Source organism: Actinomadura viridis (assembly GCF_015751755.1).
In the GTDB taxonomy this organism is placed as follows: Bacteria; Actinomycetota; Actinomycetes; order Streptosporangiales; family Streptosporangiaceae; genus Spirillospora; species Spirillospora viridis.
The window spans coordinates 3,800,744-3,817,546 of sequence record NZ_JADOUA010000001.1; the positions used below are offsets into that span (position 1 = coordinate 3,800,744).

Annotated in this window: 16 protein-coding genes; 13 read left to right on the top strand and 3 right to left on the bottom strand. The window is 75.1% G+C overall.

Annotated features, from left to right (window positions below; all coding sequences use genetic code 11):
* The first annotated feature begins 234 nt into the window (after positions 1-234).
* The 3 genes from IW256_RS17170 to IW256_RS17180 all read left to right on the top strand — a co-directional run bounded on the left by IW256_RS17170 (position 235) and on the right by IW256_RS17180 (position 4,039).
* A complete protein-coding gene (locus IW256_RS17170) occupies positions 235-1,596 on the top strand; it encodes a M28 family peptidase (RefSeq protein WP_197011947.1) in 1,362 nt (453 codons plus the stop codon).
* A 143-nt stretch (positions 1,597-1,739) separates the two neighbouring features.
* Entirely contained in the window at positions 1,740-2,960 is a 1,221-nt protein-coding gene (locus tag IW256_RS17175; protein WP_197011948.1) for an acyl-CoA dehydrogenase family protein, read from the top strand.
* Complete coding sequence (locus IW256_RS17180; RefSeq protein ID WP_197011949.1) at positions 2,957-4,039, top strand: acyl-CoA dehydrogenase family protein; 1,083 nt, start codon at positions 2,957-2,959, stop codon at positions 4,037-4,039. Before IW256_RS17175 ends, IW256_RS17180 begins: the two co-directional genes overlap by 4 nt.
* 45 nt (positions 4,040-4,084) lie before the next feature.
* Here IW256_RS17180 and IW256_RS17185 read toward each other — a convergent pair whose 3' ends face one another.
* Positions 4,085-4,642, bottom strand: a complete 558-nt coding sequence (locus IW256_RS17185; protein ID WP_197011950.1) for a universal stress protein — start codon at positions 4,640-4,642, stop codon at positions 4,085-4,087.
* A 321-nt stretch (positions 4,643-4,963) separates the two neighbouring features.
* Here IW256_RS17185 and IW256_RS17190 point away from each other — a divergent pair, with 321 nt between their 5' ends.
* The 10 genes from IW256_RS17190 to IW256_RS17235 all read left to right on the top strand — a co-directional run bounded on the left by IW256_RS17190 (position 4,964) and on the right by IW256_RS17235 (position 14,708).
* Positions 4,964-5,950, top strand: a complete 987-nt coding sequence (locus IW256_RS17190; protein ID WP_197011951.1) for a sigma-70 family RNA polymerase sigma factor — start codon at positions 4,964-4,966, stop codon at positions 5,948-5,950.
* Positions 5,951-6,160: 210 nt separating this feature from the next.
* The gene (gene pcaH / locus IW256_RS17195; RefSeq protein WP_197011952.1) at positions 6,161-6,826 is read left to right on the top strand and encodes a protocatechuate 3,4-dioxygenase subunit beta; all 666 of its coding nucleotides are present in this window, start codon (positions 6,161-6,163) and stop codon (positions 6,824-6,826) included.
* Positions 6,826-7,362: a protocatechuate 3,4-dioxygenase subunit alpha gene (gene pcaG / locus IW256_RS17200; RefSeq protein ID WP_197011953.1), complete on the top strand. Its 537-nt coding sequence runs from the start codon at positions 6,826-6,828 to the stop codon at positions 7,360-7,362. Before pcaH ends, pcaG begins: the two co-directional genes overlap by 1 nt.
* Positions 7,352-8,596: a 3-carboxy-cis,cis-muconate cycloisomerase gene (gene pcaB / locus IW256_RS17205; RefSeq protein ID WP_231403819.1), complete on the top strand. Its 1,245-nt coding sequence runs from the start codon at positions 7,352-7,354 to the stop codon at positions 8,594-8,596. Before pcaG ends, pcaB begins: the two co-directional genes overlap by 11 nt.
* Positions 8,593-9,363, top strand: coding sequence for an alpha/beta fold hydrolase (locus IW256_RS42740; RefSeq protein WP_197011954.1), 771 nt, complete (start codon positions 8,593-8,595; stop codon positions 9,361-9,363). Before pcaB ends, IW256_RS42740 begins: the two co-directional genes overlap by 4 nt.
* Entirely contained in the window at positions 9,360-9,785 is a 426-nt protein-coding gene (pcaC, locus tag IW256_RS42745; RefSeq protein ID WP_197011955.1) for a 4-carboxymuconolactone decarboxylase, read from the top strand. Before IW256_RS42740 ends, pcaC begins: the two co-directional genes overlap by 4 nt.
* Before the next feature lie 27 nt (positions 9,786-9,812).
* Positions 9,813-10,733, top strand: coding sequence for an IclR family transcriptional regulator (locus IW256_RS17220; protein ID WP_197011956.1), 921 nt, complete (start codon positions 9,813-9,815; stop codon positions 10,731-10,733).
* Between the two features lie 64 nt (positions 10,734-10,797).
* Complete coding sequence (locus IW256_RS17225; RefSeq protein WP_197011957.1) at positions 10,798-11,958, top strand: 4-hydroxybenzoate 3-monooxygenase; 1,161 nt, start codon at positions 10,798-10,800, stop codon at positions 11,956-11,958.
* Positions 11,959-12,062: 104 nt separating this feature from the next.
* A complete protein-coding gene (locus IW256_RS17230; protein WP_197011958.1) occupies positions 12,063-13,115 on the top strand; it encodes an LCP family protein in 1,053 nt (350 codons plus the stop codon).
* A 231-nt stretch (positions 13,116-13,346) separates the two neighbouring features.
* Positions 13,347-14,708: an ABC1 kinase family protein gene (locus IW256_RS17235; RefSeq protein ID WP_307828922.1), complete on the top strand. Its 1,362-nt coding sequence runs from the start codon at positions 13,347-13,349 to the stop codon at positions 14,706-14,708.
* 38 nt (positions 14,709-14,746) lie between these two features.
* On the opposite strand, the gene IW256_RS17240 is transcribed toward IW256_RS17235, so the two are convergent.
* Together IW256_RS17240 and IW256_RS17245 are read right to left on the bottom strand one after the other, a co-directional pair.
* On the bottom strand, positions 14,747-15,589 hold the full coding sequence (locus tag IW256_RS17240) for a siderophore-interacting protein (protein WP_197011960.1): 843 nt from the start codon (positions 15,587-15,589) through the stop codon (positions 14,747-14,749).
* A gap of 63 nt (positions 15,590-15,652) precedes the next feature.
* The gene (locus IW256_RS17245; RefSeq protein ID WP_197011961.1) at positions 15,653-16,783 is read right to left on the bottom strand and encodes a 5-methyltetrahydropteroyltriglutamate--homocysteine S-methyltransferase; all 1,131 of its coding nucleotides are present in this window, start codon (positions 16,781-16,783) and stop codon (positions 15,653-15,655) included.
* Between the last annotated feature and the right edge of the window lie 20 nt (positions 16,784-16,803).

Genomic DNA, 16,803 nt, shown 5'->3' on the forward strand with positions numbered 1-16,803 from the left:
TCACCCGGCCGTCCTCACCCTACTGAGCCCGCCGCGCTCGGGCAACGCCGCCGGGTCGGGCTGATCACGGTTCGGTTGCGTGCTTTCGGGGGATCTTGCCCGGTTATGACCATGTTTCATAGGTTCGCCGCGAACGGGGGCCCAGTTCGTCGCGGTGGCCGGCGTTCGCCGCCGGCCCGTGATCCGGGTCCGGGGCGGTCCCGGCCACCCGCCTTACCTCTCTGAGGAGACGCCATGTCCGAGGTCAAACGCCGCGACCTGCTGGCCGGAGCGGCGGCCTTCGCCGGGTTCGCGACCGTCGGCCTGCTCCCCGGCACCGCGGCCGCCGCGACCCGGCAGCGCCCCGGTGCGGCCCTGCCCCCGTCGCTGAGCACCGCCGACAAGGCCGTGGTCGCCCGCGTCGACGCGCGGCGGGCGCTGCGGCACCTCAAGGTGCTCAGCGACGAGATCGGCTGGCGGATCGCCGGGACCGAGTCCGAGCACCGCGCCGCCCGCTACATCGCCGGCCAGCTGCGCGACCTTGGCTACAAGGTCGAGCTGCAGCCGTTCCCCGTGGCCGACAAGTACCTGGCCGGCATCCGCGCCAAGGGCGAGGAGCCCTGGCAGTGCAGCGCGTCCCCGCAGGCCGCCGTGGCCGCCGCCGAGGGCGAGGTGGTCGACCTGGGCCCGGCCACCGCCGTCACCGGCGACGTCGGCGGCAAGCTCGTGCTGTTCAGCCGGGTCGCGGGCAAGGAGACCGACCAGGCCAAGGCGGCGGCGGCCGCCGGGGCCAAGGCGGTGCTCATCGCCAACGTCCGGTCGACGGCCTTCCCCGAGCGCAAGGCCGCCTCGTTCACCCCCGTGCTGGGGGAGACGGTCGCGATCCCGGTGCTGGGCCTGGCCGAGTACCACGGCGAGCGCATCCGCGCCGGCGCCCGCGAACTCTCCTTCAAGGTCACCCACCACACCGGGCTGACCTCCTACAACGTCCTGGCCGAGCGGAAGGCGACCCTGCCCAACCCCCAGGGCAAGGCCGTCATCATCAGCGCCCACTACGACAGCGTGCCCGGCTCGCCCGGCGCCAACGACGACGGCAGCGGCACCGTCCTGTGCCTGGAACTGGCCCGCGTCCTCAAGCGGCTCCCCACCCAGCAGGCCATCCGCATCTGCCTGTGGGGCTCGGAGGAGTACGGCCTGATCGGCGCCCGGCACTACGTCGGGCAGCTGGACGAGGCCGGAGTCCAGCGCATCAGCGGGTGCTTCCAGAACGACATGGTCGCCACCAGCCACCCGCCCGCGGGGACGTACTGGCTGCTGTCGGTGGACGGCGCGGACAACACCACCACGGCGGCCGTCGGCGCCGCCGCCGAGCGCCTCGGCTACGTCGGCCAGACCAAGGGCCCCGTGGCCCGCGGCTCCAGTGACCACGAGGCGTTCTACGAGCGCGGCATCGCGGCGGGCAACTTCAGCTGGCGCGGCGGGGAGGCGCCCAGCCAGCTCGAGCCGATCTACCACACGCCCGAGGACACCATCGCCAAGAACATCAGCCTCCAGCGGCTGCAGGTGTCCCTCGAACTGATCGGCTGCGCCGCCTACGACGTGGCGCGCCGCAAGTAGGGATACGGTTCCGCGGTTCCGGCCGCCCGGTGGCGAGCACGCCACCGGGCGGCCGGCGTCCGAACCCGGTTCGGCGACGGGTGGTCTTACCGTTGACGGGCCTGGAGGCCCTTCCTAGGGTGACGCCATACCGACTAGTTGGTATGGCCGTTCCCTCGGAGGTCCACCCTGTGAGCACAGCACCGCCCGATGCCGACGAACTGCGCAGGCGGGTCGAGGAGTTCCTCGCCGGCCACGACCCCGCCGCCCTGGATCCGCTGGAGTTCCTGCGGGCCAGGTTCGACGCCGGGCTCGCCTGGGTGCACTATCCCGAGGGGCTCGGCGGCCTGGGCGCCCCACGCGCGCTGCAGCCGGCGGTGGACGCCGCGTTCGCCCGGGCCGGGGCGCCGGGCAACCAGCCCGAACGCAACGGGATCGGCCTGGGCATGGCCGCGCCCACCATCCTGGCCGCCGGTACCGACGAGCAGCGAGCGCGTTTCCTGCGCCCGCTGTGGACCGGCGAGGAGATCTGGTGCCAGCTGTTCAGCGAGCCGGGCGCCGGATCGGACCTCGCGGCGCTCGGCACCCGGGCCGTGCGCGACGGTGACGCCTGGATCGTCAACGGGCAGAAGGTCTGGACGTCGATGGCGCACGAGGCGCGCTGGGCGCTGCTGGTCACCCGTACCGACCCGGACGTGCCCAAGCACCGCGGCATGACCTACTTCATCTGCGACATGACCGCGCCCGGCGTCGAGGTGCGCCCGCTGCGGCAGATCACCGGGGAGGCCGAGTTCAACGAGGTCTTCCTGACCGACGTGCGGATCCCCGACGCGCACCGCCTCGGCGCGGTCGGCGACGGCTGGAGGGTGTCCACCACCACGCTGATGAACGAGCGGGTGGCCATCGGCGGCGCCGCCGTCCCGCGCGAGGGCGGGATGATCGGCGTGGTGGCCCGGCTGTGGCGGGACCGCCCCGAGCTGCGCACCCCGGGGCTGCACGACGCCCTGCTGCGCCTGTGGGTGGAGGCCGAGGCCGCGCGGCTCACCGGCGTCCGGCTGCGCCAGGCCCTGGCCGCCGGGGAGCCCGGGCCCGAGGGATCGGCCGCCAAGCTCGCCTTCGCCCGGCTCAACCAGGAGATCTCCGGGCTGGAGCTGGAGATGCTCGGCGACGAGGGCCTGCGCCACGACGACTGGACGATGCGCCGTCCCGCCGAGGTCGACTTCACCCGCCGCTCGCCCGGCTACCGCTACCTGCGCGCCAAGGGCAACTCCATCGAGGGCGGCACATCCGAGATCCTGCGCAACATCATCGCCGAGCGGGTCCTGGGCCTGCCCGGCGAGATCCGGGTGGACAAGGACGTGGCGTGGAAGGACCTGCCCAAGTGAGCGACCTCCTCTACAGCGAGATCGAGAACGACCTGCGCGCCGGCGTCCGCGAGCTGCTCGACGACACCTGCGCGTGGCCGGACGTGCTGGCCGGGACCGAGAAGGACGACCCCTGCGACATCGCGCTGTGGCGGGCCCTGGCGCGGATGGGCACCACCGGCCTGCCCGTCCCCGAGGACCTCGGCGGGGCGGGCGCCACCTGGCGGGAGACCGCGGTGGTGATGGAGGAGCTGGGCCGTGCCGTCGCGCCGGTGCCCTTCCTGGGCGCCGCCGTGCTGGCCGCGGCGGCCCTGCTGGAGGCCGGCGACCGCGCGCTGCTGCCCGGCCTGGCCTCGGGGGAGCGGATCGCCGTGCTCGCCGTGCCGCTGGGCACCGCCCCGCACGCGCCCACCGGGGGGACCGTCCGCGCGAGCGGCGGCGCCCTCACCGGACGGGTCGCCGGCGTCGCCGGCGGTCAGGAGGCCGATGTGCTCCTGGTGCCGGCCTCCGACGGCCTGTACGCGGTGAACGCCGCCGACGCCGGCCGCACGCCGGTGACCTCGCTCGACATGACCCGGCGCCTGTGCGACCTGACCTTCTCGGCGGCCCCCGCCGAACGGATCGCGGGCGGCGCCGAGGCGGAGCGGGCGGTACGGGCGGCGCTGTCCACCGGCGCCGCGATGCTGGCGTCCGAGCAGCTCGGCCTCGCCGAACGGTGCCTGGCCGTCACGGTCGAGTACCTGAACACCCGCTACCAGTTCGGCCGCCCGGTGGGGTCGTACCAGGCGCTCAAGCACCGCGTCGCCGACCTGTGGACCTCGGTCGCCCAGATGCGCGCGGTGGCCCGCCACGCCGCCGGGTGCGCCGCCGCCGGCGACCCCGGCACCGCCGTGGCCGTGGCCGTCGCGCAGGCGCACTGCTCGGCGGTCGTCGTCCGGGCCGCCGAGGAGTGCGTGCAGATGCACGGCGGCATCGGCTTCACCTGGGAGCACCCCGCGCACCTCTACCTCAAGAGGGCCAAGAGCTCGGCGCTCGCGCTCGGCACCCCCGACCGTCATCGCGCCGCCCTGGCCGCGCTCGCCGATCTGCCCCCGGCCTGACCGAGGGCCGCGCTCCCGGTGGGGCGGCCGGACCCGGTGGGGCGGTCAGACCCGGCGGGAGCGGCGGACCAGGCGGCGCAGGCGGGAACGGTCGGCCGCCTGGCCCGCGGAGGACTCCTCACCGGCCGTGAGCGATCGCAGCAGCGTGTCCAGGGCGGGCGGCCGCACGCACACCAGCGTGGCCTTGGTGCGGCGCGCGCAGTGCAGGCGCACCGAGGGACGCAGCAGGCGGGAGACCGGACCGCGCGAGCCGCGGCCGACGACCAGGATGTCGTCCTCGCGGGCCAGCCGGACCAGGGTGGCCCCCGGTTCGCCGACCAGCGCCCGCGCGGTCATCTCCAGCCCGGCCGGGACCCCGCCCGCGACCTCGTCCAGCAGCCGGGCGATCAGCTCGGCGCCGGCCCCGCGCAGCGCGTCGGTCACCCCGCAGCCCAGCTGTCCCGCGGCCGACACGTGCGGCGGCAGCGGCGCGGCGTGCACGACCAGCAGCGGCAGGCCGCGGAGCCGGGCCTCGCCGATGGCCCATGACAGTGCGCAGCGGGCCCCGGCGGAGTCGTCGACCCCGACGACCACGCGGGGGCCGCCCTCCGGTCTCGCGTCCACTGTTTCCTCCCGAGCCGCACGCCACGGATGATGTGCACTCCAGGGTGCAGGTATACCCGCTCAAGCGGAAGTGTTTCGCCGCTGTTGGGGCGACCTTGCTCCGTTCCTTGCCCGGCGGCTGCTCGCCCGCGGTCGTTTGGACCGTTCCCTGGGGTACGCCGGACGCAGCGGCCGGCAGCGGTCCCGAACGCCCCGCGGCTCCGGCGCTCCCGATTCCTTCGCAGGTCAGGCCCTATCATGGGGTTTCGCGCACGTTCTGTCGGTGGCGTCGCTTACGGTCGGGCACGGCCCAGCCCGCCGCCCCAACGAAGGTGACGACCCATGGCGAACAGCACCATCGAGAAGGAACAGGACTTCCAGCAGCGGGCCGACCCGTACCGGCGCGAGCTGCTGGCGCACTGTTACCGGATGCTCGGCTCCATCCACGACGCCGAGGACCTCGTGCAGGAGACCTACCTGCGGGCCTGGCGTTCCTACGGGGGCTTCGAGGGCCGCTCATCGCTGCGCACCTGGCTCTACCGCATCGCCACCAACTGCTGCCTGACCGCGATCGACCAGCGGGGCCACCGGCCGCTGCCCTCCGGGCTCGGCGCGCCGAACGGCGAGCCCGAGCGCCCGGTCGTCGCCGCGCCCGAGGTGCCCTGGCTGGAGCCCGCCCCCGACGCCGCGCTCGCCGGCGCCGCGGCCGACCCCGCGACCATCGTCGCCACGCGGGAGCGCACCCGCCTGGCGTTCGTCGCCGCCCTCCAGCACCTGCCGCCCAACCAGCGGGTCGTGCTGATCCTGCGGGACGTGCTGAAGTGGAGGGCGACCGAGGTCGCCGAGCTGCTGGAGACCTCGACCGCGTCGGTCAACAGCGCCCTCCAGCGCGCCCGCGCCCAGCTGCGGCAGGTCGCGCCCGAGGAGGACGCGATGGTCGAGCCCGCCGACCCCGGGCAGCGGGACCTGCTGGACCGCTACGCCACCCTCTTCGAGCGGGCCGACATCGCCGGGCTGGTCGAGCTGTTCAAGGAGGACGCGGTCTGGGAGATGCCGCCGTTCCCCGAGTGGTTCGTCGGCCGCGGCACGATCGCCCGCCTCATCGTCGCCCAGTGCGGTCCCGAGCCCGGCGAACTGCGGCTGGTCCCGACCGCGGCCAACGGGCAGCCGGCCTTCGGGCTCTACCGCCGCGGCGAGGACGGCGTGCACCGTCCGTACCACCTCCAGGTGCTCACCGTCACCGCGGAGGGCATCGCGCGGGGGTCGGTCTTCTTCGACACGTCCCTGTTCCCGCTGTTCGGCCTCCCGGAGACGCTCCCGCCCGCCTGACGGCCGGGCCCCGCCGACCCTTCCGCTGAGTGAAAACACCGGGGGCTCATCGGCGCCGGCGGGTGCCAGTGTGGTCGGCATCGGCGGTCCGTGCGGTACGGCCGCGGACGCGGGACGGGAGGCACAGCCCGCCGGCGTCACCTCCGAGGAGATCCGCTCCCGCACCGGCGCCCCGGTGCGCGAGCCAGCAGCGAAGGAAGGGGCGAGGCCATGACCCACCCCCCGTACCTGTCCCCCGGGTACAAGAGCACCGTGCTCCGGGCGCCCGCCCAGGAGCCGATCATGCCCGAGCTCGGGCCGGACAGCGTCGAGCTGACCTCCCCGGTGTTCGGGCACGCCGAGCTGCACCCGCTGGACGCCGACCTGACCCGCAGGCATCCCGGGGAGCCCCTCGGCGAGCGCATCATCGTCACCGGCCGGGTCCTGGACGGCGCGGGCCGTCCCGTGCGCGGCGCCCTGGTGGAGGTCTGGCAGGCCAACGCCGCCGGCCGCTACGACCACGCGCTGGACCGGCACCAGGCGCCGCTGGACCCCAACTTCACCGGCGCCGGCCGCTGCCTCACCGACGACGACGGCCGCTACCGCTTCACCTCGATCAAGCCCGGCGCCTACCCCTGGCGCAACCACCCCAACGCCTGGCGGCCCGCGCACATCCACTTCTCGGTGTTCGGCACGGCGTTCACCCAGCGGCTGGTCACCCAGATGTACTTCCCGGGCGACCCGCTGTTCGCGTACGACCCGATCATGCAGTCCATCCCGGACCAGGAGGCCCGCGACCGCCTGGTCTGCCGGTTCGACCTCGACACCACCGAGCCGGAGTGGGCGCTGGGCTACCAGTGGGACATCGTCCTCGGCGACACCCCGATGGAGACCTGATGACGACACCTTCGCAGACCGTGGGCCCCTTCTTCGGGCACGCGCTGCCGTACGAGGCCGGCCCCGAGGTCGTCCCCGTGACCGGCGCCGGCGCGATCACCGTGCGCGGCCGGATCCTGGACGGCGCCGGCGCGCCCGTCCCGGACGCGCTGGTGGAGACCTGGCAGGCGGACGCGGCCGGCGAGATCCCCCGGCGGCCCGGCGGCCTCGTACGCCGGGGGCACGGCTTCTCGGGGTTCGGGCGGTGCGCCACCGACGCGGCGGGCGGCTACTGGTTCACCACGCTCAAGCCCGCCGGGATCGGCGGCGACGCGCCGTACATCGCGGTGCTGGTGTTCGCCCGGGGGCTGCTCAGGCCGGTGTTCACCCGGCTTTACTTCCCCGAGGACACCGCCGCCCACGCCGCCGACCCGCTGCTGTCGCGGGTCCCGGCCGAGCGCCGGGGCACGCTGGTCGCGGGACGCGACGCCGACGGCGCGTACCGGTTCGACATCCGCCTCCAGGGCGAGGGGGAGACGGTCTTCCTTGCCTTCTGAGGTGCCCGCGCCCTCCGGGGCGCCGCCGGAGGTCTCGCCGGACGCGGGGCTGCTGTCCCCGGTGCGGGCCGGGACGGAGGCCGAGGCGGTCACCGGCGACCGGGCCTGGCTCCGGGCGATGCTGGACGCCGAGGCCGCCCTCGCCCGCGCGCAGGCCCGGCTCGGGATCGTGCCCGCCTCCGCCGCCGCGGCCATCACCGAGCTGGCCGCGTCCGATCCGGTCGACCTGCCCGGCCTGGCCCGGCGCGCCCGCGGGGCGGGCAACCCGGTGGTCCCGCTGGTGGCCGATCTGCGGCGGCTGGCCGGCCCGGCGGGGGAGCACGTCCATCACGGCGCGACCAGCCAGGACATCGTCGACACCGCGGCGATGCTGGTCGCGGCCCGCGCCAGGCGCGTCCTCCTGGCCCACCTCGACCGGGCACTGGACGCGCTGGCCGGGCTCGCGGAACGGCACCGCGACACCCCGGTCGCCGGGCGGACGCTGGGCCGCCAGGCCCTCCCCACCACGTTCGGGGCGAAGGCGGCGGGCTGGCTGCTGGGCGTCCTGGAGGCCCGGGAGCGGCTGGCGCCGGTGCCGTTGCCGGTGCAGCTGGGCGGCGCCGCCGGCACCCTGAGCGCGTACGGCGACCGGGGCCTGGACCTGGTGGCCGCGTTCGCCGACGAGACCGGGCTGGCCCGGCCCGTGACGCCCTGGCACACCCGCCGTACGCCCGTCGCCGATCTCGGCTCCGCGCTCGCCCTGACCGCGGGCGCGCTCGGCAAGTTCGCCACCGACGTCGTCCTCCTCGCGCAGAGCGAGGTCGGCGAGGTGGCCGAGCCCGCGGCGCCCGGCCGCGGCGGCTCGTCGGCGATGCCGCACAAGCGCAATCCGGCGCTGGCCGTCATGATCCGTTCGGCGGCGCTCCAGGTCCCCGCCTGCGCCCAGATCCTCCAGGCGTCCCTGGCCGCCCCGCACGAGCGGCCGGCGGGGGAGTGGCACGCCGAATGGCAGCCCTTCCGGGAGTGCCTGCGGCTGACCGGCGGCGCCGCCGAGACGGCCGCCGAGCTGGCCGGGGGCCTGGAGGTCGCGCCGGAACGGATGGCCGCCAACCTCGACGGCCTCCTGGCGGTCCTGGCCGGGCACGGCACCGACACCGGGACCGGCGCGGCCCCGGCCCTGGTCGACCGCGCCCTCGCCGCCTACCGGGCGTCCCCGGCCTCCGGTGAGCGTCCCCCGGACGGAGGAGCGCGATGATCCTGCACCACCGGCTCGACGGCCCCGCGGACGCGCCCGCCGTCGTCCTCGGCCCGTCCCTGGGCACCGGCATGGACCTGTGGGCCCCGCTGCTGCCCGCGCTGACCCGCCACCGCCGGGTGCTGCGCTACGACCTGCCCGGTCACGGCGGCTCCCCGGCCCCCGCGGAGGGGTTCACCGTCGAGGACCTCGCCGGGGCGCTGCTGGGCCTGCTCGACGATCTCGGCATCGGCCGGTTCGCCTACGCCGGGGTGTCGCTGGGCGGGGCGGTCGGCACCGCGCTCGCGCTGGACGCCCCCGGACGGGTCGGCAGCCTGGTGCTGATCTGCACCTCGCCCCGCTTCGGCCCGCCCGGCCCCTGGCGCGAGCGGGCCGCGCTGGTCCGCCGGGAGGGCGTCGGCCCGGTGGCGGAGACCGCGGCGGCGCGCTGGTTCACCCCCGGCTTCCCCGGAGCCGGACCGTACGTGGACATGCTGCGCGCGACCGACGCCGAGGGCTACGCCGCCTGCTGCGAGGCCCTGGCGCGCTTCGACGCCACCGGGCGGCTGGCCGGGATCTCCGCGCCCACACTGGTGATCGCCGGCGCGGAGGACCTCCCCACCCCGCCCCTGGGCCACGCCGACCTGCTCGCGGCCGGGATCCCCGGAGCCCGGGGCCCGCTCGTGATCGACGGGGCCGGGCACCTGGCCCTCGCCGAGCGGCCCGGCCCCGTCGCCGAGGCGATCGGCGCGCACCTGGACCGTACCTGGAAGGGACCGCCCCGATGAACGACGAGCAGCGGCACGCCGAGGGCACCCGGGTCCGCCGGGAGGTGCTCGGCGACGCCCACGTCGACCGGGCCCGCTCCCGGACCACCGCGTTCACCGCCGAGTTCCAGGACATGATCACCCGGTACGCGTGGGGCGAGATCTGGACCCGGCCGGGCCTGGACCGCCGGACCCGCAGCTGCGTCACCCTCACCGCCCTGGTCGCCCGCGGCCACCTCGACGAGCTGGCCATGCACGTGCGCGCCGCCCTCCGCAACGGCCTCACCCCGGACGAGATCAAGGAGGTCCTGCTCCAGACGGCGGTCTATTGTGGGGTTCCCGCCGCCAACTCCGCCTTCGCCGTCGCGCAGCGGGTGCTGTCGGAGGACGCGCCGGACACGGAGCCGGACGACGAGGGCGACGAGGACGGCGGGGGAGCGTAGGGCAGCCGACCTGGAACCGGGGGGACGATGGCGGACCGCACGCCCGGCCACCCGCGCCCGCCCAGCGTGGCGGGCAAGGTGATGGCCATCCTGGACGCGTTCGCCGCGGGCGGCGTCCGGCTCAACCTGAGCGAGATCTGCCGGCGCTCCGGCCTGCCGCTGGCCACCGGGCACCGCCTGGTCGGCGAGCTGGTGGCGGGCGGCTTCCTGGAACGGGTCCCGGACGGCACGTACCGGATCGGCACCCGGCTGTGGCGGATCGGCAGCCGGGCGCCCGCGGTGACGGGGCTGCGCGAGCTGGCGCTGCCGCACATGGAGGACCTCTACGAGGCCACCCACGACAACGTGCAGCTGGCGGTGCTGCGCGACGGGCGCGCGCTGTTCGTCGAACGGCTGCGCGGGACCCGTTCGGTCCCGGTGGTGACCCAGGTCGGCGCCACCCTCCCGCTGCACGCCACCGGCGTCGGCAAGGTGCTGCTGGCGTACGCGCCCGAGGAGGTCAGGGAGGCCGTCCTGGCCGCCGGGCTGCCCCGGCACTCGGCCCGGACCATCACCGACCCCGATGAGCTGCGCCGTTGCCTGGAGCGGGTGCGGCGTGACGGCTTCGCCTTCACCCGGGACGAGATGACGCTGGGCGCCGCGTCCGCGGCGGCGCCGGTCCGCGACGGGCGGGGCGCGGTCGTGGCGGCGCTCTCGCTGGTGACCCGGGTCCGCAGCGCCGACGCGCGGCGGCTGCTGCCGCCGCTGATGACCGCTGCCCGGGCGCTGTCCCGCGACGTCGCGGCGCACTGGCGCAGCGGCCCGGTCGACCTGGGCTTCCAGACCGGCCTGGAGTCGGGCACGGACGCGGGCACGGACCCGGGTCCGGACGCGGGCACGGACCCGGGTCCGGACGACCCTTCCGCGGACCCGGGCACGTCTTCCGCTGGACGGAAGACCACCCCCTGATCCTGCGGTGACCCCCGCGAGGATCGCAGAGACGGCGCAGGCGCCGCGGGACGAGGAGGGCATCATGCGGACCCAGGTCGCGATCGTGGGCGGCGGGCCGGCCGGGCTGCTGCTGTCGCATCTCCTGCACCGGCAGGGGATCGCGTCGGTGGTCCTGGAGAGCCGCGACCGCGCGTACGTGGAGCACCGGCAGCGCGCCGGGATGCTGGAGCAGGGCACCACCGACGTGCTGCGCGACAGCGGCGTGGGGGAGCGCCTCGACCGTGAGGGCCTGGTCCACCACGGGCTGGAGCTGCGCTTCGGCGGGGCCGGGCACCGGATCCCGCTGACCGGGCTGACCGGCCGGACCGTGACGATCTACGCCCAGACCGAGATCGTCAAGGACCTGGTGGCCCGGCGGCTGGCCGACGGCGGCGAGGTCCTGTTCGAGGCCAGGGCCGTGGAGATCGACCCCTCGGCGCCCTCCGTCACCTACCTGCGGGACGGCCGCACCCACACCCTCGAATGCGACTACATCGCCGGGTGCGACGGCTTCCACGGGGTGAGCCGCCCCGCGGTGCCGGGGCTGCGCACCTTCTCCCGCGAGTACCCGTTCGCCTGGCTGGGCGTGCTCGCCGACGTCCCGCCCTCCACCGACGAACTGATCTACGCCCACCACGAGCGCGGCTTCGCCCTGCACAGCCTGCGTTCGCCCCAGGTCAGCCGGCTCTACCTCCAGGTCTCCCCGGACGAGGACCTGGCCGCCTGGCCCGACGAGCGCATCTGGGCCGAGCTGGCCGCCCGGTTCGCCACCGATGACGGCTGGGAGCTGCGCGAGGGACCGATCACCGACCGGGCGATCACGCCGATGCGCAGCTTCGTGGGCGAGCCGATGCGGCACGACCGGCTGTTCCTGGCCGGGGACGCGGCGCACATCGTCCCGCCGACCGGGGCCAAGGGGCTCAACCTGGCGGTGTCGGACGTGACCCTGCTGGCGCGGGCGCTCATCGAGCGCTACGCGTCCGGCTCGGAGGCGGCACTGGACGGCTACTCGGCCTCCTGCCTGCGCCGGGTGTGGCGCGCCGAGCACTTCTCGTACTGGATGACCACCCTCCTGCACACCGACCCGCACGGTGACGGCTTCGCCCACCGGCTGCAGCGCTCGCACCTGGATTACGTGGTGTCCTCCACGGCGGCCTCGACCACGCTCGCCGAGAACTACGTCGGCCTGCCCCTGACCCGGTGAGGCCGGGCCCGCCCGCTGTCCGGAACCCTCGCGGGCCGATCTCCGTTAGTTGAGAAAGGGCTGAAACCGGTCAAACCGCAAGACGGTGCCGGAGGTGACGGGTCATGGACGGCCCCGCGTCGCGCGGCGGGCGGCGGAGCCCGCGCGGCACGAGGTGGAGCCGGGCGGGGCGGGCGCGTCCGCTGGCCGGGGCGCTCGTCGTGGTCGCGCTGGTGGCGCTGGGCGTGGTGGGGCTGGCCGACTGGCGGGCGGGCGTCTACGACCGCGACATCCAGCGGCTGCCGGACGCGCTGCCGTCCGACTCCGGCGACCGGCCCGCCCCCGACCCGGGGGAGAACTGGCTCCTGATCGGCTCCGACCTGCGCGGTGTCCCGGCCGAACGCAAATGGCGTCCCGGCGGCACCGCCCGCGCGGACACCATCATGCTCCTGCACGTTCCGGAGGACGGCGGTGACCGGGCCTACGTGATCTCGATCCCCCGGGACCTGTGGGTCGACATCCCCGGCCGTGACCGCGGCAAGATCAACTCGGCGTTCGCGGCGGGCGGGTCACGGCTGCTGGCGGAGACCGTGGAGGCCCTCGGCGGGGTGCGCGTCGACCACGTCGCCGCCGTCGACTTCACCGGGTTCAAGGCGATGACCGACGCCCTGGGCGGGGTGGAGGTCCACCTGGACCGGCCGATCCACGACCCGACCAACGGCTGGTCCTGGCCCGCGGGCCGCAACCGCCTGGACGGCGAGGACGCCCTGCGCTTCGTCCGGGAGCGCAAGGGCCTGCCGGGCGGCGACCTGGGCCGCGTCAGGCGCCAGCACGCCTTCCTCATGGCGATGGCCGAGAAGGCCTCGGACTCGGGGACGCTGACCAACCCGTTCAAGCTGGACGCCTTCCTGCGCGCGGCCGTGCGGTCGCTGGCGATGGACGCGGGGACCGAGTTCGGGACGCTGCGGGCGCTGGCGCTGCGGCTGGCACGGATCGGCCCCGGCGGCGTCTCGTTCGTCACCCTCCCCACCGGCCCCAGCGACTGGATCGGCGACCAGAACGTGCTGCTCCCCGACGAGCGGGCCGGCGACGACCTCTTCGACGCGCTGCTGGACGGGGAGCTGGACCGCCACCTGGACCGCCACGACCTGGAGACCGACCCCGAGCGGGTCGGCTGAGGCCGGCCGGAGGGGCCTCCTCCGCCTCCGCCCGGCGCGTGTGAGAAGCTGATGTGACGCGTCTCACGCGGATCGCCGGTCATCGCGGTACGCGGGGCGCGCGTCAAGCGGCCGCGAAGCGGGGAGCGGCCCGCCCGGCGTCCGGCGGGAATCTTCTCCCGGCCCCGGTCGCTGTCCATGAGAGGCTGCGATCAGTCGGGGCCCGTCGACGAACAGTTGGGACGGACGGCCGTGAGTGAGATTCCCCGCCGCGCGGTGACGCGGAGCGCCAAGCTGGCGACCCTGCCCCTGGGGTTCGCCGGCCGGACCGCCCTCGGCCTGGGCAAGCGCACGTTCGGCCGGCCCGCCGAGACGGTGGCCCTGGAGGTCCAGCGGCGCACCGCCGACCAGCTCTTCCGCGTTCTCGGGGAGCTGAAGGGCGGCGCGATGAAGGTCGGCCAGCTGCTGTCGATCTTCGAGGCGGGGCTGCCCGAGGAGATGGCCGGGCCGTTCCGCGCCAGCCTCACCCGGCTCCAGGAGGCCGCGCCGCCGATGCCGGCCGCCACCACCCACCGGGTCATGGCCGAGGGGCTCGGCGAGGACTGGCACGAGCTGTTCGCCGAGTTCGACGACGCGCCCGCCGCGGCGGCCTCCATCGGCCAGGTGCACCGGGGGGTCTGGCACGACGGCCGCGCGGTCGCGGTCAAGGTGCAGTACCCGGGCGCCGGCAAGGCCCTGATGAGCGACTTCAACCAGATCTCCCGGCTCAGCCGCCTGATCACCCCGCTGTTCCCCGGGATCGAGGTCAAACCGGTCGTCGCCGACCTCAAGCGGCGGCTGGAGAAGGAACTCGACTACGACGACGAGGCCCGCGCCCAGGCCGCCTTCCACCACGCCTACGCCGACGATCCCGACTTCGTCGTCCCGGCCGTGGTGGCCCAGTCGGGCAACGTCCTGGTCACCGAATGGCTGGACGGCACCCCGCTCTCGAAGATCATCGCGGGCGGTGCGCAGGACCAGCGCGACCGGGCCGGGCTGCTGCTGTTCCGGTTCCTGCTGTCGGGCCCCGCCCGCTGCGAGCTGATCCACATCGATCCGCATCCCGGCAACTTCCGGGTGCTGGACGACGGCCGCCTGGGCGTCATGGACTTCGGCGGCGCCGCCCGCGTCCCGGCGGAGCTGCAGTGGTCGATCGGCCGCCTGCTGCGCATCGGCACCCTGGGCACCCCCGAGGAAATGGTCGAGGCCGCCCGCGACGAGGGCTTCCTGGCGCCCGAAGCCCAGGTGGACCCCGAGCAGCTGGCCGCGCTGGTCTCCGCGCACGCCTTCCCGTTCGCCCAGGAACGGTTCCGCTACACCCGCGAATGGATGCGCCAGGAGACCGCCCGCGGCATGGGCATCGCCACCGACCTGCGGCCGGACGCCCTGGCCCGGCACCTGCGCATGCCGCCGCAGTACATGGCCGTCAGCCGCGCCCTGAGCAGCTGCGGCGGGGTGCTGTGCCAGCTGGAGGCCGAGGGCGCCTTCCGCGCCGAGGCCGAGCGCTGGCTGCCCGGCTTCGCGACCGGCGACGACCTCGACGACGGCCTCACCGGCGGCGAGGCCACCGCCTGACCCCGGCCCTCTTCGGAGGGCCGCGGGGGCGCTCCCGGTCAGCCCAGGGCCCGCGCCTCCTCCTCCTCGACCCGCTGGTTCCACTCGCGCTTGGAGGACTGCCAGCCGTCCTCGTCCCGCCCGCGCCGCCAGTAACCGGAGATCGACAGCCGGTCCATCGGCAGCCCCCGCTCCACCCTCAGGTGCCGGCGCAGCCGCTTGACGAAGCCCGCCTCGCCGTGGACGAACGCGTGCACGTCCCCGTCCGGGAACTCCAGCTCCTCCACCGCCCGGACGAGAGCGTCGCCGACCGGGGCGCCGCCCCGGTACAGCCAGACGATCTCCGCCTTCCCCGGGGTGCTCAGCTCCAGTTCCTCCCCGCGCTCCCCGACCTCCACGAAGACCCGCGCCGGCGCGCCCTCGGGAAGGCGTTCGAGCGAGGCGCCGATCGCGGGCAGCGCGCTCTCGTCGCCCACCAGCAGGTGCCAGCCGGCGTCCCGGCGCGGCGCGTACGCCCCGCCGGGCCCCTGGAACCGCAGCGGGTCGCCGGGCCGGGCGGCGGCGGCCCATGGCCCGGCCAGGCCCTCGTCACCGTGGTGAACGAAGTCGATCGTCAGCTCCACCGCCTCGGGATCCCAGGCGCGCACGGTGTAGGTCCGCGTGGCGGGCCACTGCTCGCGCGGCAGCTCGGCGCGGATCCGCTCCATGTCGAAGGGCTCCGGATAGCCGACGCCCGGCCGCGGGAACAGCAGCTTCACGTAGTGGTCGGTGAACTCGCCCGCGGCGAACCCGGCGAGGCCGTCCCCGCCCAGCACCACCCGGATCAGATGAGGGGTGAGCCGTTCGGTACGCAGTACCGTGCCGGTGTGCAGCGGCCGCTTGGGTGCCGGTTCCTTCGCCATGGGCCCTCCGATCGCGTTCTTCGGCGAGCCTAGGCCATACGCGGCCGCCGCCCCGGCCCCAGGTCAGCCCCACACCTCCTCGGCGGTCTCCACGATCAGCCGCAGCTTGGCCAGCTGCTCCTCGCGGGTGAGCTCGTTGCCCTCGACGGTGGAGGAGAAACCGCACTGCGGCGACAGGCACAGCTGCTCCAGCGGCACGTACCGGCTCGCCTCGTCGATCCGGCGCTTGAGGTCGTCCTTGCTCTCCAGGACGCCGCTCTTGGTCGTGACCAGGCCGAGCACGACCATCTTGCCCGCGGGCACGAACCGCAGCGGCGCGAACCCGCCCGACCGCTCGTCGTCGTACTCCAGGAAGAACCCGTCCACCTCCAGCTCGCCGAACAGCGCCTCGGCCACGAAGTCGTAGCCGCCCGCCGCCGTCCACGCCGACCGGAAGTTGCCCCGGCACATGTGGGTGGTGACCCGCATCCCCTCGGGCCGCCCGGCCAGCGCCCCGTTGATCTGCTGGATGTAGCGCAGGTGCAGGTGATCGGCGTCGTCGCCGCGGGCGCTGATCATCGCGCGCTGGTCGGGGTCGTTGAGGTAGGCCAGGCTGGTGTCGTCGAACTGAAGGTAGCGGCAGCCCAGCTCGCCGAGCCGGCGGACCTGCTCGGCGTACGCGGCGGCCAGGTCCGACCAGAACTCCTCGACGTCGGGGTACACCGCCGGGTCGATCGAGGCGGCGCCGCCGCGGTAGTGGACCATGTTGGGCGACGGGACGGTGAGCTTGGGCGTCACGCCCGTCCCCTCGGTGAGGTCCCGCAGGAAGGCGAAGTCCTCACCGAAGACCGTCTCCCGGAGGCCGATCCGGTCGTGCACCCTGAGCGCGGCGGTGGTGAACTCGATGTCCCCGTTGGCGCGGTGGAACCGCACCTTGATCTCCTCGTCGGCGGGGCTGATCCCGCCCAGCCGGTAGATGAAGTCCATGTGCCAGGACGTGCGGCGGAACTCCCCGTCGGTCGCCGACCGCAGCCCCACCTCCCGCTGCGCGGCCACGACCGACCGCACGGCCTCGTCCTCGGCCGCGCGCAGCCGCTCGCCGTCGATCCGCCCGGCCGCGTGGTCGGCGCGGGCCCGCAGCAGCTCCGGGGGCCGCAGCAGGCTCCCGACGTGGTCCGCGCGGAAGGGTGGGATCGGTGTCTCTTGCAAGGCCATGACACTCCTCGGTGAGTCTC